This is a genomic window from Exiguobacterium sp. s121 (assembly GCF_018617245.1).
Lineage (GTDB): Bacteria > Bacillota > Bacilli > Exiguobacteriales > Exiguobacteriaceae > Exiguobacterium > Exiguobacterium profundum.
Genome location: NZ_JACSJV010000001.1, coordinates 368,332 through 383,312 on the forward strand (window position 1 = coordinate 368,332; position 14,981 = coordinate 383,312).

The following is a 14,981-nucleotide window of genomic DNA, read 5'->3' on the forward strand; positions in this document are numbered from 1 at the left end:
GGAAAAATCCTCCCACTTGATTCATTAGATGATGAAAATCGGATCGCCCGTCTGGACATGTGAGGCGTAGTTTGGTGAGAGTGCTTTTCGGTTCGTGACAATCACAGGTGTCGTCAACGCACGACCTGATTGCTTGATCGCGTCGATATCGAATTCGATCAGCAGTTGTCCTTTTTCGACAAATTCACCTTGTGTGACGTGTGCTTTGAAATGCTTCCCTTCTAGTTGAACGGTATCCATACCGATATGGATCAGGATTTCAGCCCCTGATTCCGTTGTGATCCCGATGGCATGATGTGTCGGGAAGAGGGCAGACACGGTACCGGAAACCGGGGCGATCAGTTTCCCTTCCGTCGGTTCGATGGCAACACCTTGACCGAGTGAACCAGATGAGAAGGCGACATCCGAGATATCTTTCAAACGGACGACAGTTCCTTGAAGCGGGCTAACGACTTGTTCCTGACTGACAGTTGTCGCAGATACTTCTTTGGCGACCGGTGTAACTTCTGATTGTGGTGTCGCGGTTGCTGCTTGATTGACACCGCCAAAGAGGTAAGTCAAGACGAACCCGACGATGAAAGCAACGGCCGTTCCGATGAGTGAACCATAAAAACCAGTTGTGATGCCTTCAGGCGAGATGGTGGACGGATAGCCGAAGACACCGAGCCCCCCGATGATATAAGTTTGTGTACCCATGACACCCATGATTCCACCACCGACAGCACCACCGATACAGCTCATGATGAACGGTTTTTTGAGGGGGAGCGTCACCCCATAAATAGCGGGCTCGGTCACACCGAAGATACCTGAAATGAAGGACGGAATTGTGAGCGTTTTAATCTTTTGATTTTTAATTTTGAAGAAGACTGCGAGCACGGCACCGATTTGTGCGAACGATGCTGCAAACACAAGTGCGAGAATCGGGTCAGCCCCGAGTGACGTCAAGTTGTTGATGGCGACCGGGACAAGCCCCCAATGAAGACCGAAGATGACGAACACTTGCCAAAATCCACCGAGGAATAGGCCGGCGACGAGCGGGCTCAAGTTATATACAGCGACCGTGGCGCTACCAAGAAGCATCCCTGCCCAAGTCGCGATTGGTCCAATCAAGATGAATGTGAGTGGTACGACAATCAACAAAGTGAGTAGTGGAACGATGAACATTTTGATGACGTCTGGAATGACAGTCTTCAAGAACTTCTCAAGTTTTGCTGCAAAGAATGCCGCGATAATAATTGGAATGACGGAAGTCGAGTACGTCATCAAGATGACAGGAACACCGAGGAACGTGATATGAATCGGTGACTCGAACATGGTTCCGGCAAAGACCGTATAGAGAGGGTCTCCAGCCGTCAGCGTCGATAAGGTCGGATAGACGAGTGACGCCCCGATGGCCATCCCGATAAACGGACTTCCTCCGAATTTCTTAATGGCCGTATAGCCAAGGAAAATCGGGAAGAAGTAGAACAGCGAATCCCCGATGGCATTCAACAATTGATACGTACCTGACGTATTGTCGAGCCAACCGAGTGCGACGAACAGGGCGTTGAATCCTTTGATCATCCCGGTCGCTGCTAAGACGCCGAGCACAGGAGTGAAGATGCTAGAGATGATATCGATAAAACGGCTGAACAACGATCCCTTTGGAGCGTTCTCTTCTTCAATTGGAGACTGTTGTTGGAATCCGCCGACCTCGACGACGGCTTTATACACTTCTGGTACATGATTCCCGATGACTACTTGGTATTGACCACCGCTCTTCATGACCGTGACGACCCCATCCATGTTTTTGATGGTTTCGGTATCTGCTTTTTGTTCATCCTTTAATTTGAAACGCAAACGGGTGATACAGTGGACGACGCTATTGACGTTCTCTTTCCCGCCAACATGTTGAATAATATCGCGTGCGAGCTGTTCATATTTCATGTCCGTTCCCTTCCTTTTCCCATAATTTTGGTTTGCGTCAAATAAAAAACCTGACCCGTGTCAAACGAAGAACGTGAAATCACGTCATTCATCCGACTCGAGTCAGGTTATGCCCACTAAAGGTAACATTCCTGCGCAGGATACCGTTCAGTTGTTATTTGATAATTGAAATGTAGCATGCAGCAATTCAAAATGTCAACGCTTACATTTTACTTTTTTTGTTTTTCGACTCTCCCTACAACGTAAAAGAAGAAAGCGGAACGGCATCATGACATGATGTTGCGAAAAAATGATAAATCCTTCTTTTCAATTATCAAGATGAAGGGGGTAAGAAGGTACTACAGTTAACCTGCGCCTGATTTCGGTCATTTAATCTGTCTGTAGGGAGGAAACCAACATGAAGGAACAAACGACGATCGTGGGCGATCTCGTGGAAGTTCTCAAGAAAAGTAAGAAATGGATGTTCGTGAGTATGGTTCTCGTCGGACTCTTAGCTTACTATTTGAGCACTTCATTCATCCAGCCGAAATATGAGGCGTCCACACAAGTGCTACTCGTTACACAACAAGAAGACAACCGCGTAGACAGTTCGGAAGTGTTATCCTCGCTCTCACTCGTCAATACGTATCGCGTCATCATGAAGAGCCCGGCTGTTCTTGAGAAAGTCAAAGAACAGGTGCCGAGCGCACCAGACCCGCTCTCGGATGCACTCACCGTAGAAAGTGAAGAGGAATCGCAAGTCATCAATGTGTTCGTCACCGCGAACGACCCGGTCGTGGCAGCGGAAACGGCCAATGTGATCAGTGAAGTGTTCGTTTCTGAAATTCCGGATCTGATGAACATCGACAACGTTCGAATTTTATCTCCAGCCGAAATTCCGGAAGCGCCTGTCTCACCGAACGTACTGCTCAACACGGCAATCGGTCTTTTCGCCGGATTCTTGTTAGGTGGATTCATCGGTCTATTACGCCACGTCTTTGATAAACGCATCCGGAATGAGCAAGAAGCGGAACGGTTGCTGGATTTGCCAGTCATCGGATCGATTCCGACAATCGAACGCCGGGATTTGAAAACGAAAAATGTGAAAGAAGCGACACCCCAAGTGAAAGGAGACGTTTCGCATGTTCGGTCGAAAAAAGAACGCCAATCGTCTTGATTATAAAAAACGGGATCTCGTCACGTTGGCGAATCCGAAGTCACCGATTTCTGAACAATATCGGACAATTCGGACCAATCTGGAGTTCACGTCCGTCGGCCATAAGTTACAGATGATCACGATCACTTCCGCTTCGTCCGGGGAAGGGAAGTCGACCACGGCGGCAAACCTAGGGGTCGTCTATGCGCAACTCGGAAAAAATGTCGTCATCATCGATTGTGATATGCGCAAACCGACGGCACACCAAACGTTTCAGATGTCAGCACATGCGGGATTGTCTACCGTATTGGCCGGTCGCGTCACGCTCGAACATGCGCTCCAAAAAACGGATATTCCGCGTCTGACCTTGCTGGCGGCCGGTCCGATTCCACCGAATCCGACCGAACTGATCGCCTCGTCACGCATGACGGACCTCCTGAGTGATTTGCGTGAACAGTTTGATATCGTGATTGTCGACACACCTCCGATGATGCACGTCGCCGATGCTCGACTGTTGGCCAACGTATCCGATGGGACGATTCTCGTGATCGGTTGCGAGAACTCAGATCGTCAGCTCGTCCTGAAGGCGAAAGAACAACTTGAACGGACCGGGTCACAACTTCTCGGCCTCGTCCTCAACAAACGTTCTTCTCGTGATAACAACACCTACTACGCATACGAGTGAGGTCTCGGACATGAATATTCTACACATCAATGCCATCAACGAAGTGAAAAGCACCGGTCGGATGTGTAAAGAGCTCGCATCCGTTCATGCCTCTTACGGACACAACGTCCGAATCGCCCATGCGACCGGACCGGTGACCGAGACGAGTGTGGTAGTCGGACAGGCGTGGGAAACGAAGCGACATGCGCTCCACGCCCGCGTGACGGGGCGCCAAGGGTACACGTCTAAACGGTCGACCGCTGACTTGATTGCCTTCATGGACAGCTTTCGGCCGGACGTGGTTCATCTTCATAATCTTCACGCCAATTACCTTCATCTTCAGACGTTGTTTGAGTATTTGGCGAAGCAGGACATCGCCACCGTCATGACGCTTCACGACTGCTGGCTATTCACCGGGAAATGTACCCACTATACGGCGGTCGGATGTACGCGCTGGAAGGATGGATGTGGACAATGCCCGCTCTTAAAAGAAGACATCCCGAGCTGGTTTTTAGACCGGACCGGCGAGATGTTGGCGGACAAGCGCCAATGGTACGACGCCATTCCACGCTTGGCAGTAGTGGGAGTGTCGGATTGGATCACGATGGAAGCCCACTTCTCGATTCTGCAACACGCCTCCATCATTCGTCGCATCTACAACTGGGTCGATTTGGAGACGTTCACACCGAAAGAGGTAGCCCCACTTCGGGCACGCCTCGGGTTGACGGGACAACACATTCTTCTCGGTGTGGCGAGCCATTGGACGGAGGCGAAAGGATTGTCTGCCTTCATGGAGTTGGCCACGGCCAGACCGTCCGACCAAATCGTCTTAGTCGGACAGATGCCTGAACAACATGACCTGCCGGCGAATGTGCTTCACGTTCAGGAGACACATGACCCGAGCGAATTGGCTTCTTACTATGCCGCGGCAGACGTCTTGTTGAACCTGTCAGAGGAAGAATCATTTGGAAACGTGACGGCAGAGGCACTCGCCTGTGGCACGCCAGTTCTCGTCCTCAATTCCACGGCCAGTCCGGAACTTGTGACAGAACGGACCGGTGTCGTCGTCGCCACGCGATCGGTCGAAGATGTAATGGACGGACTCGATCGTCTCCATCACGCCTCGATCTCACGAATCGCTTGTGCGAACGAAGCGCGTCAACGGTTCGACTTATTCGACCGGGCGGAGGACTACCTGCACGTGTATGAGGAGCTGCAAACCGAGAAAGTGAGGAACGCTTTATGACACCACTCGTATCCATCATCATCCCCGTCTATAACGGGAGCGATTATTTACGGACATGTATCGACAGCGCCTTAGCCCAGACGCATCCTTCGATTGAAGTGATCGTCGTCAACGACGGCTCGACTGATGACGGGAAAACGGCGGCGATTGCGACAAGTTACGGCAAGAAAATTCGCTACGTGGAAAAGGAAAATGGGGGCGTCTCGAGTGCGTTGAATCGTGGGATTGAAGAAATGAACGGAGACTATTTCTCCTGGCTCAGTCACGATGACGTGTACGAACCGACAAAGATCGAACGACAGCTCGCCGCATTGCACGAGCAACATCTCCCGATGAACCAGACAATCGTCGTCACAGGGACGGCGTTCATTGACGAAAATGGGGAGGCAATCCGACGGGTGCAACGGAAAGTGAGCGGATTCTATTCGAGTCAGGACATGTTCCGTCACTTGCTGTTGTCCTCGACTTTGAACGGATGCGCGCTCTTGATTCCGCGACGAGCGTTCGAACATCGGCGTTTTTCGTTAGAGGACCGCTTCATTCAAGACTGGATCTGCTGGGTCGAGTTGGCGCTCGATGGGTTCGACTTTTACGTGATGCGTGAGCCGCTCGTCTATTCACGGATTCACGGCGAGCAACAGACGAAAAAAATCGCATATCGAGCCACGATGGAATCGAATCGCTATCTGAAGCGGCTACTCCAGGACGTCGAGGTGCGTGATAACGGAGAGGAATTGACCGCCATCATTCTGAAGCACACGTTTAAAGAAAATGCGGCGGACGTACGGGAACAGTACTTAACGACACATGATGTGAATCGTTACTTTGGACCGCTGGAATATCGGTGGCTTCGCTGGAACGGTATCCTGTTTTCAAACCTGCTGTCTCTATATCGAGGGATGACCAATCTGATTTATCGTTAGAAAGGAGGGGTTGAGATGACGATCTATTTAGTCAATATGGCGCTGTTGGTCGGTTGGGGACTGTTGTTGATCCGTCACGAGATTCCGAGTCGCCGTGCTTGGTTCGTATCTTTCGCCACGATTCAATGGATCGTCTTGTCAGGCTTCCGAGACGTCACCGTCGGGGCAGATACCGCGCAGTACAAGGCACTCTTCCTTCAGTCGCAAACGTTACCGCTCGGTGCGTTCACCGACCGCTTCTTTGAAATCGTCTTCACTGAGAGCGAGGACCCGGGTTTCTACCTGTTCCAACGTCTCATCCAGTATGTGATTACGGACTATCAAGTGTATCTCGTGCTCATCGCGATGATTTTCATGATCCCACTCGGCTATTTCATCTACAAATACTCGAGCGAACCGCTCATCAGTTTCCTGCTCTTTTCGGTCCTCTTCTACGAATTCTTCGCCGTCACCGGCTTACGCCAAACGGTGGCGACCGCGCTCGTCGTGCTCGTCGGATACCATTTCGTGCGGGCGCGGAAGTTGGGCTGGTTCCTTCTGCTCGTATGCATCGCCATGACGATTCATAAATCCTCGCTCATCTTCGTCCCGTTCTACTTTTTAGCGAACAAGCAACTGACCAAAGCGTATTTGATGACCATGTTCGGGGTCGTCATCGGATTGTTCGTCTTCCGGAATTCGTTCTTCGATCTGCTCGTTCAAGTGTCTGGCTATGAAACCTACAGCGCCATGGAAGGGGCCGGGGCGGTCAACTTCAGTCTGATGTTGCTCTCTGTTCTCTTCATGGCACTATGGCGAAAAGATCAAATTTTAGCGAACAATCCATCCGCCATCCATTTCTTCAATGCGTTGTTACTCGCCGCCTGTCTCTTGCCGTTGACATTCTTAAACCCGTCCATGATGCGGCTCGTCCAATACTTTTCACTCTTCCTATTGTTGATGATTCCAGAGATTGTCGGCACGTTCGAGCGGCGGGAACGACTCGTCGTCTATTACTCGGCAGTTATGTTGCTCGGTCTCTTGTTTATTCGCGAAGCGCCGGTGTATTCGTTCTTTTGGTAAAACGAGGAGGTGAAGCATATGTCGACACGCATGACGCTAGACGAGGCAGCCAGTAACCGCAAAATCAAGATTGGAGCGGTCATGTCCTACACACAGATCTTTTTCGGCATCTTATCCGGTCTCATCTATACGCCGTGGATGATTCATGAAATCGGGCAGGCGAGTTACGGGTTGTATATGCTGACCATCTCTCTCATCAGTATGTTCGCGATGGACTTCGGGCTCGATGCGGCCGTCTCACGATTCATGAGCAAGTATATGGCGGAGGGGGACCACGAGCGGGCAGGACGATTTTTAGGCATCGCCTATAAACTGTTCATCGCCATCTCACTCGTCCTCTTCCTCATCCTCACCGTCGTCTACTTCTTCTTGGACTCGATTTACTCGAGTTTGACAGCGACCGAACTCGAACAGTTGAAAGTGCTCTATGTCATCGCGGGACTGTTCATCGTCGTCTCGTTCCCGACGAAGCCATTCTCTGGCATTCTCGTATCCCATGAACAATTCCTCTTCTCGAGTGCCTTACATCTTGCTGAGAAGGTCGGGACGGTCGCTTTGATGGTCACCGCACTTCTTCTCGGCTATGGGTTGTATGCCCTTGTCATCGTTAATGCGCTGGTCGGCACAATCGTCTTACTCGTTGAATACGTCTTCATTCGGCGCAAGACTCTCGTCCGCGCCAACTTTCAGAATCGAGAGAAAGGAATATATCGGGACATCTTTAGTTTCACATCCTGGAGCACGATCACGCTCGTTGCCCAACGCTTCGTGTTGAACATCACCCCGAGCCTGCTAGGGATTCTAGCAGGCAGTGCGTCGATTGCCCTCTTTTCCGTCGGGATGGTCATCGAAGGATACGTCTGGACCATTGCGGCTTCACTCGGCTATTTGTTCCTTCCGAAGGTCAGTCGGATGTTGTCCCGAAACGATCGTGAGGCCATCGGGTACCTCTTCGTCCGCATCGGTCGAATTCAACTGTATATCGTCGGACTCATTCTCGCTTCGTTCTTCATCCTCGGTCGAGAGTTCATGCACCTATGGGTCGGACCAGACTTCACCGACTCCTACGTGATCGCGCTTCTCTTGATTGCACCGAGTGTGATCACGTTGACGCAAGACATCGGCAACACGACACTCATTGCCGAAAACAAGGTGAAGTATCGGGCGTTCGCAGCCCTTATCGTGGCCGCCATCAGTATGACGCTCTCGCCACTGTTGATTCCACACTTTGGTCCGATTGGTGCGGCCATCGCCATTTGCATCGGCAACATCGTCGGTCTCGTCTTCTATATGAACGTGATTTATCATCGGGTCCTCGGTCTCGACATTCTTGGCTTTTTCCGCAAATGCCATCTGAAACTCTTGCCCGGTATTCTCCTGTACACGCTCATCGGCTGGGGAATCCAGTTCTTCTTCCCGTCCTCGAACTGGTTCGGCTTCGGCTTGAAGGGAATCGTGCTCATCAGCATATACGCCATCATCATGTGGGGACTCGCATTTGATGAAACGGAGAAAGCCATGTTCCGCCAAGTGTTCGCTCAATTGAAACTACGCATCCTATCCATTCACCACACATCCTAGGAGGGAACAAGATGAAACGACTCAAGGTCATGACGATTGTTGGTACTAGACCCGAAATCATTCGATTGTCCGCCGTGATGGCACGTCTCGAAGCCTCCGAGGCAATCGATCATGTGCTCGTTCATACGGGACAAAACTATGATTATGAATTGAATCAGATTTTCTTTGAAGACTTTGGCCTGCGGACACCGGATTATGTGTTAGACGCCTCGGCGGATGGTCCGATGGCGACGATCGGCAATATCCTCATCGCCATCAATCCCGTGCTCACATCCGAGCGTCCGGACGCGGTCTTGCTACTCGGGGACACGAACAGCTGTCTCGCAGCCATCGCCGCAAAACGTCATCACATTCCCATCTTCCATATGGAGGCGGGGAATCGCTGTTTTGATGAACGGGTCCCGGAGGAGACGAATCGTCGCATCGTCGACCATATCGCCGACATCAATCTGACCTATAGTGACATCGCACGCGAGTATCTGCTTCGTGAAGGGTTACCGGCGGACCGCATCATCAAGACGGGGAGCCCGATGTACGAGGTGCTCCATCGTCAACGGGAGAAGATCGAGCGGTCAGACGTGCTCGAACGGCTCGACTTGGAGCGAGATGCCTATTTCGTCGTATCGGCCCATCGCGATGAAAACATCAGTGATGACGAGAACTTTTTCGATCTCGTCGACACGCTCAATGCGGTCGCGACCACGTACCAGCTCCCCCTCATCGTCAGCACCCATCCCCGGACGGCAAAACGCATTCGTGAGAGTGGGGTGCGTCTCCATCCAAACATTCGTACCCTCAAGCCGCTCGGCTTCAGTGACTACGTCCACCTGCAACTCCATGCGAAGGCCGTGTTGTCGGACAGCGGTACGATCAGTGAAGAAAGCTCGATTCTTGGAATCAAAGGATTGAATATCCGACAAGCGCATGAGCGTCCGGAGGCGATGGAGGAAGGGGCAGCGATGATGGTCGGATTGAAGCGGGAACGGGTGCTTCAGGCGCTTCGAATCTTAGAAGAGACGGAAGGTCCGATGCGACTCGTGAACGATTATGCCATGCCGAACGTCTCCGATAAAGTGCTCCGCATCTTGCTGTCCTACACGGACTATGTGATGCGAGAAGTGTGGAAGCAACATCCGGTGTCGACCGAGAAGAAAGAGGTGTGAGCCATGGACTATATGACGTTCAAACGAGTTTTTGACGGGACGCTCAGCGGAGTCGCGCTCCTTCTTCTCGCACCGTTTCTGCTCCTCATCGCCCTCTTGATCAAAATCGATTCGAGGGGTCCCGTCTTTTTCAAACAGGAGCGCATCGGGTTACGGGAGACACGTTTTTGGATGTATAAGTTCCGGACGATGCATCAAGACACCCCGAACGATGTCCCGACACATCTGTTTAACGACTCCACGAAACACATCACGCGCGTCGGGGCGTTTCTTCGCAAGACGAGTCTCGATGAATTGCCACAGCTCGTAAACATTTTAAAAGGCGAGATGGCCATCGTCGGACCGAGACCCGCACTGTGGAACCAAGACGACTTGGTCGAGGCCCGTCGACAGGTAGGCGCGACAGAAGCGCTGCCGGGGCTGACCGGATGGGCACAAGTGAAGGGGCGCGATGAGCTTCCGATTGAGATGAAGGCGAAACTCGACGGGGAATACGTTCGCCAGATGAGCTTATGGTTCGATCTGCGCTGTATCGCCTTGACCGTCAGGAACGTTTTGCTCCGGGAAGGAATCGTGGAAGGGGCGCCACCACCGAGCCCGACGTCTGAAGAAAAGAAGATGATGCATGTTGCGAAAAAATGATAACGGTTTCCATTAAGTTACCAATTTAAGTGAGACCAACCGGGTAAATGATGACATACCGCTCTTCCTACATCTGAGACTAGACAGCTACGAAAGGAGCCTTCTTATGTTTTCCAATAAAACATTGCTCATCACGGGTGGGACGGGATCGTTCGGCAATGCCGTGATGGAGCGATTCCTCGATACGAACATCAAAGAGATTCGCATCTTTTCACGGGATGAGAAGAAACAAGAAGACATTCGCAATCGCTATCATCATGACAAGTTAAAATTCTACATTGGCGATGTACGGGACCCGAACAGTGTCAAAAATGCCATGTATGGGGTCGATTACGTTTTCCATGCAGCGGCACTAAAACAAGTTCCCTCGTGTGAGTTTTTCCCAATCGAAGCGGTGAAGACGAATATTCTCGGTACGGAAAATGTCTTGAATGCCGCCATCGAAGCGGGTGTGGAGAAGGTCATCTGTCTTTCGACGGATAAGGCGGCCTACCCAATCAATGCGATGGGAATCTCCAAAGCGATGATGGAAAAAGTTTTCGTCGCCAAGGCCCGTGCGGTCGGACCAGACCGGACGCTCATCTGCGGGACCCGTTACGGGAACGTGATGGCCTCGCGTGGGTCGGTCATCCCATTATTCGTGGAGCAAATCAAAAAAGGGGAGCCGCTCACCGTGACCGATCCGCTCATGACGCGTTTCTTGATGAGCTTGGCCGATGCGGTCGAACTCGTCGTCTTCGCATTCCATCATGCGCATGCCGGTGACATCATGGTCCAAAAATCACCTGCCTCGACAATCGGTGTGCTCGCGGAAGCCGTGAAACAACTGTTCGGGGTCGATCTCCCCATCAAAGTCATCGGGACCCGCCACGGTGAGAAAGCGTTCGAGACGTTGATGACCCGGGAAGAGAAAGTCGTCTCCGAGGACATGGGTGGATTCTTCCGCGTCCCGGCCGACAATCGTGACTTGAACTACGAGAAGTACTTCAGTGAAGGCAGCCAGGAGTTGACTGCTCAAGGCGAGTACAACTCGAACAATACGAGACAGCTCGATGTGGAGGAAGTGAAGGAACTCTTGTTGACGTTACCTTACATCCAGGAAGAACTCGCGAAATGGACGATTCCCGCTTCCGCGAAACGAATCGGGTGAGTGTGATGACCAGAGAACGAATCGTCTTCTTATCCAATATGGCTTCCCCGTATCAAGTGAAATTCGCTGACGCGCTCCATAAATATTTTGATACTGAGTTTTGGTTTTATAGACAAATCACGGATCAACGTCCTGATTGGTGGGTCATCCCACTTGGTAAACGCTGTCGCGTCTTGAGAGGCTCCTATTTCTCGAAAAAGACGAACTATCTGTCACTCGATGTGTTTGTCCAACTCATCCGGTTTCGACCGCATATCTTGCTACTAGCCGGCTTTACCCCGTTTCACGCAATTCTCTTAAAAATTGTCAAACTGTTCGGGGTGCGCGTCGTCGTCATGAGCGAGCCAATCCGAAACGTTCGAGGTGAGACGAGCGGCGAATCGACGTTATTGACAAGAGAAAACGGCTTGCACAAGACCACACGGATTCATCGACTGTTCAAGCGGACCGATTTGATTTTCGGAATGGGAAACGTCGCACGCGATCAATTTATCAAGGAACTAGGCTTCCCTTCCGAACGAGTCGTCTCGGCGCCCTATCCGATTGATATCGAGACGCATATGTCGCACCCATTGCGTCAGAAAGGACCAAATGACCCGATTCATCTGTTGTTTGCCAATCGCTTAATTGAACGTTATCAACCGCTCGTCGCCTTGGAGGCGTATCGAATCTTGAAAGAAGAATATCCGAACCTTTCCATGTCGCTCAATCGCGACGGACACCTCGCAGATGCGTGTCGGCGATATATCGAGGACGAGCAGTTGAAGGACGTCACGTTCCTTGACGAAATCGAGTCGTGGGAAGGATTGAATCTCGTTTACCGGAGTTCGGACATCCTCGTATTACCGGCGACCTATTCGAACGGGAACATCAGCATCATTGAAGCCTGCGCGTCCGGGATGGGGATTGTTGTCAGCCATGACGTCAACAACGTTGAGAGACATCTGCACGAAGGCATTAACTGTTACAAATGCGAACCGACGGTGGCGTCACTCGTGACCGAGCTTAAGCGGTATCTGGAACATCCTGAAAAATTGAAAGCTCACGGACAACAATCGAAAGAACTCGTGACACCGCGACTGAACGCCAGTACTGCTGCCATCTACGCCGATTTACTCCAACCACTTTATCGCAAAGGAGATTCTCACCATGCTGAAGCTGATGTTGCTCGGGGGCGCGATGCATCAAGTTCCCATCATCCAAAAAGCGAAACAACAAGGGATATTCACCGTTCTCTGTGACTATCTACCGGATAATCCAGGTCGACTCGTGGCCGATCGCTATTACTGTACGAGCACGCTTGATCGGGAAGCAGTCCTCGCCATCGCGAGAGAAGAAGGCATCGATGGGATTGTCGCTTATGCCTCCGACCCGGCGGCGCGAACGGCCGCCTATGTCGGAGAAGCGCTCGGTTTAGTGACGAACTCGCTAGAAACGGTCGAAACGTTGACGAATAAAGCGAAGTTTCGAACATTCCTACAGCGACATGGCTTTGCCGTCCCGGAAGCCTTTGCGTTTACCGAACTAGAAATAGCCGTCGAAACGTTACGGAATCGAGCGGGCGAGTACATCATCAAACCGGCCGACGCCTCTGGGAGTAAAGGGGTCAACAAATGGAGTCGGGGGAACGGGATTGAGCAGCTTCGTCGCCATCTTCGAGTGGCATTTACGATGTCATTCAATCAGGAAGTAGTCGTGGAGGAGTTCATTACCCGAGACGGCTATCAATTAGCGGGTGATGGATTTGTCGTCGACGGGGAGTTGGTGTTTCGTTGTTTCGGAAACGGACACTTCAATGTGAACGGAGTCAACCCGTTCGCCCCGATCAGTGCGAGTTTCCCGAGTGTCCATCCGCCTCACGTGCTTGAGCGAGTCCATGAGACGTTGCAACGCATGTTGACTAAAGTCGGCTTCAAGCAAGGCGCGTTCAACTTCGACATCTTCGTCAAAGGAGAAGACGTCTATCTGATGGATATCGGTCCACGGAACGGAGGGAATTACATCCCACAAATCATCGAACAAGCGACAGGCGTCGACTTGGTCCAGGCGACGATTGATGTCGCACTCGGGATACCGGTGACGATCGAGATGAAACCAGTGACCGTACCGTCCGCCTATTTCATCATCGGCAGTCAAGAAACGGGGCGATTCATGGGTGTCCATTTCGATGAGGACGCATATACGATTCGACAAGCGAACATCTATTACAACGTCGGAGATGTGGTACCGCGCTTCGAAGGGGCAAATCAAGCACTCGGTAGTTTGATTCTAGAGTTTGAAGACGTCGAGACGATGCTTCGACTCGTCGAACATCCCGAGCGATGGCTGACCTTACACATCAAGTCGACCGAAGAAACGGAGGGAGAATCATGGACATCGTCGTCACCGGTGCGAACGGTTTTTTAGGCAGACACCTCGTCCACGCCTTGGAGCGGGCTGGGCATCTCGTCCTCCCGATCACCCGTTCGACCTCATCCGTGGAACGAAGCAGCTATCTGCGTCGAGCGGACGCCGTCTATCATGTGGCCGGAGTGAACCGTCCCGAACGAGTCGAAGAATTCACGACGGGAAACGTCGACTTGACCGAGGCGATCGCCACCGAATTGCTGTCCTATAATCCGGTCCCCGTCTTTTTCGCCTCATCGATTCAAGCGACTCAAGACAATCCTTACGGAAACAGTAAACGAGAAGCGGAGGACATTTTGCGGCTGTACGGTCAACGGAGCGGGGCACCGGTTCACATATATCGGCTCCCGAACCTGTTCGGCAAATGGGGGAGACCATTCTATAACAGTGCGGTCACGACGTTTTGTTATCAGATTGCACGAGGAGAGGACATCACGGTCACACATCCCAATCACGTGTTGACGCTCGCCCATGTCGATGACGTCGTCGCATCGTTTGTAGGGGCGTTGCATAAAACAGAAAGCACCGATTCAGATGTCCCGACACACCAGATCACATTATTCGACCTTGCCCGAATGATTGAATCGTTCGAAGCGGTCCGAATGGCTAGAGGGGTACCGGATGTATCGGATCCTTTTACGAAAAAGCTGTACAGCACGTACTTAAGTTACTTGCCGAAAGAACGGATGGTCACGCCTCTCTTGATGCATCAGGACGTGCGGGGATCGTTCACAGAACTGTTCAAGACGCCTGACCGTGGTCAAGTCTCCGTCAACGTGGCCAAACCCGGAATCACAAAAGGGGAGCACTGGCATGAGTCGAAACATGAGCAATTCATCGTCGTTAGCGGTGAGGGCGTGATTCGGCTCCGGTTGATGGACCAAAATCAGATCATCTCGTTCCATGTCAGTGAAGAACAGCTTGAAGTTATCGAGATTCCGCCAGGTTACGTCCATCATATTGAAAACACGGGCGTGAAAGATTTAGTGACGGTGATGTGGGTGAACGAGCCGTTCGACGCGAGTCAACCGGACACCTATCCAGCCACTGTCGCACAGGACGCGGAAGTCTCATAAAGGAGGG

General features: G+C 51.7%; 13 protein-coding genes. 12 read left to right on the plus strand and 1 reads right to left on the minus strand.

Annotation, left to right across the window (positions count from 1 at the left end; genetic code table 11):
• Positions 1-24 precede the first annotated feature (24 nt).
• Positions 25-1,926, minus strand: coding sequence for a beta-glucoside-specific PTS transporter subunit IIABC (locus KOG47_RS02005; protein WP_214690488.1), 1,902 nt, complete (start codon positions 1,924-1,926; stop codon positions 25-27).
• Positions 1,927-2,323: 397 nt separating this feature from the next.
• On the opposite strand from KOG47_RS02005, the gene KOG47_RS02010 reads away from it, so the two are divergent.
• The 12 genes from KOG47_RS02010 (at position 2,324) to KOG47_RS02065 (ending at position 14,974) form a co-directional block, all read left to right on the plus strand.
• Positions 2,324-3,082 (plus strand): YveK family protein, encoded by a 759-nt coding sequence (locus KOG47_RS02010; protein WP_214690489.1) that lies wholly within the window; start codon positions 2,324-2,326, stop codon positions 3,080-3,082.
• Complete coding sequence (locus tag KOG47_RS02015) at positions 3,048-3,746, plus strand: CpsD/CapB family tyrosine-protein kinase (protein ID WP_074035895.1); 699 nt, start codon at positions 3,048-3,050, stop codon at positions 3,744-3,746. The genes KOG47_RS02010 and KOG47_RS02015 overlap by 35 nt, the downstream gene beginning before the upstream one ends.
• Before the next feature lie 10 nt (positions 3,747-3,756).
• Complete coding sequence (locus KOG47_RS02020) at positions 3,757-4,971, plus strand: glycosyltransferase (protein WP_214690490.1); 1,215 nt, start codon at positions 3,757-3,759, stop codon at positions 4,969-4,971.
• Complete coding sequence (locus tag KOG47_RS02025) at positions 4,968-5,894, plus strand: glycosyltransferase family 2 protein (protein ID WP_214690491.1); 927 nt, start codon at positions 4,968-4,970, stop codon at positions 5,892-5,894. The genes KOG47_RS02020 and KOG47_RS02025 overlap by 4 nt, the downstream gene beginning before the upstream one ends.
• A 15-nt stretch (positions 5,895-5,909) precedes the next feature.
• Positions 5,910-6,956 carry an EpsG family protein gene (locus KOG47_RS02030; RefSeq protein WP_214690492.1) on the plus strand — a complete coding sequence of 349 codons (1,047 nt, stop codon included), beginning with the start codon at positions 5,910-5,912 and terminating at the stop codon, positions 6,954-6,956.
• Between the two features lie 18 nt (positions 6,957-6,974).
• Entirely contained in the window at positions 6,975-8,537 is a 1,563-nt protein-coding gene (locus tag KOG47_RS02035; RefSeq protein WP_214690493.1) for an oligosaccharide flippase family protein, read from the plus strand.
• An 11-nt stretch (positions 8,538-8,548) separates the two neighbouring features.
• Entirely contained in the window at positions 8,549-9,700 is a 1,152-nt protein-coding gene (wecB, locus tag KOG47_RS02040) for a non-hydrolyzing UDP-N-acetylglucosamine 2-epimerase (RefSeq protein ID WP_215243659.1), read from the plus strand.
• A 3-nt stretch (positions 9,701-9,703) separates the two neighbouring features.
• Positions 9,704-10,342, plus strand: a complete 639-nt coding sequence (locus tag KOG47_RS02045) for a sugar transferase (protein ID WP_214690495.1) — start codon at positions 9,704-9,706, stop codon at positions 10,340-10,342.
• A gap of 106 nt (positions 10,343-10,448) precedes the next feature.
• Positions 10,449-11,492 (plus strand): polysaccharide biosynthesis protein, encoded by a 1,044-nt coding sequence (locus KOG47_RS02050; protein ID WP_159562892.1) that lies wholly within the window; start codon positions 10,449-10,451, stop codon positions 11,490-11,492.
• The gene (locus tag KOG47_RS02055) at positions 11,456-12,733 is read left to right on the plus strand and encodes a glycosyltransferase family 4 protein (RefSeq protein WP_214690496.1); all 1,278 of its coding nucleotides are present in this window, start codon (positions 11,456-11,458) and stop codon (positions 12,731-12,733) included. The genes KOG47_RS02050 and KOG47_RS02055 overlap by 37 nt, the downstream gene beginning before the upstream one ends.
• The gene (locus KOG47_RS02060; RefSeq protein ID WP_251131789.1) at positions 12,642-13,898 is read left to right on the plus strand and encodes an ATP-grasp domain-containing protein; all 1,257 of its coding nucleotides are present in this window, start codon (positions 12,642-12,644) and stop codon (positions 13,896-13,898) included. The genes KOG47_RS02055 and KOG47_RS02060 overlap by 92 nt, the downstream gene beginning before the upstream one ends.
• Positions 13,862-14,974, plus strand: a complete 1,113-nt coding sequence (locus KOG47_RS02065; protein WP_215243660.1) for a polysaccharide biosynthesis C-terminal domain-containing protein — start codon at positions 13,862-13,864, stop codon at positions 14,972-14,974. Before KOG47_RS02060 ends, KOG47_RS02065 begins: the two co-directional genes overlap by 37 nt.
• The last annotated feature ends 7 nt before the right edge of the window (positions 14,975-14,981 follow it).

What these genes read in the sequence shown, in the direction of transcription:
- KOG47_RS02035 (WP_214690493.1), top strand. Translation starts at nt 6,975, where the DNA reads ATGTCGACACGCATGACGCTAGACGAGGCAGCCAGTAACCGCAAAATC.
- KOG47_RS02010 (WP_214690489.1), top strand. Translation starts at nt 2,324, where the DNA reads ATGAAGGAACAAACGACGATCGTGGGCGATCTCGTGGAAGTTCTCAAG.
- KOG47_RS02055 (WP_214690496.1), top strand. Translation starts at nt 11,456, where the DNA reads ATGGACGATTCCCGCTTCCGCGAAACGAATCGGGTGAGTGTGATGACC.
- KOG47_RS02065 (WP_215243660.1), top strand. Translation starts at nt 13,862, where the DNA reads ATGGACATCGTCGTCACCGGTGCGAACGGTTTTTTAGGCAGACACCTC.
- KOG47_RS02025 (WP_214690491.1), top strand. Translation starts at nt 4,968, where the DNA reads ATGACACCACTCGTATCCATCATCATCCCCGTCTATAACGGGAGCGAT.
- KOG47_RS02020 (WP_214690490.1), top strand. Translation starts at nt 3,757, where the DNA reads ATGAATATTCTACACATCAATGCCATCAACGAAGTGAAAAGCACCGGT.
- KOG47_RS02050 (WP_159562892.1), top strand. Translation starts at nt 10,449, where the DNA reads ATGTTTTCCAATAAAACATTGCTCATCACGGGTGGGACGGGATCGTTC.
- KOG47_RS02060 (WP_251131789.1), top strand. Translation starts at nt 12,642, where the DNA reads ATGCTGAAGCTGATGTTGCTCGGGGGCGCGATGCATCAAGTTCCCATC.
- KOG47_RS02015 (WP_074035895.1), top strand. Translation starts at nt 3,048, where the DNA reads ATGTTCGGTCGAAAAAAGAACGCCAATCGTCTTGATTATAAAAAACGG.
- wecB (WP_215243659.1), top strand. Translation starts at nt 8,549, where the DNA reads ATGAAACGACTCAAGGTCATGACGATTGTTGGTACTAGACCCGAAATC.
- KOG47_RS02030 (WP_214690492.1), top strand. Translation starts at nt 5,910, where the DNA reads ATGACGATCTATTTAGTCAATATGGCGCTGTTGGTCGGTTGGGGACTG.
- KOG47_RS02045 (WP_214690495.1), top strand. Translation starts at nt 9,704, where the DNA reads ATGGACTATATGACGTTCAAACGAGTTTTTGACGGGACGCTCAGCGGA.
- KOG47_RS02005 (WP_214690488.1), bottom strand. Translation starts at nt 1,926, where the DNA reads ATGAAATATGAACAGCTCGCACGCGATATTATTCAACATGTTGGCGGG.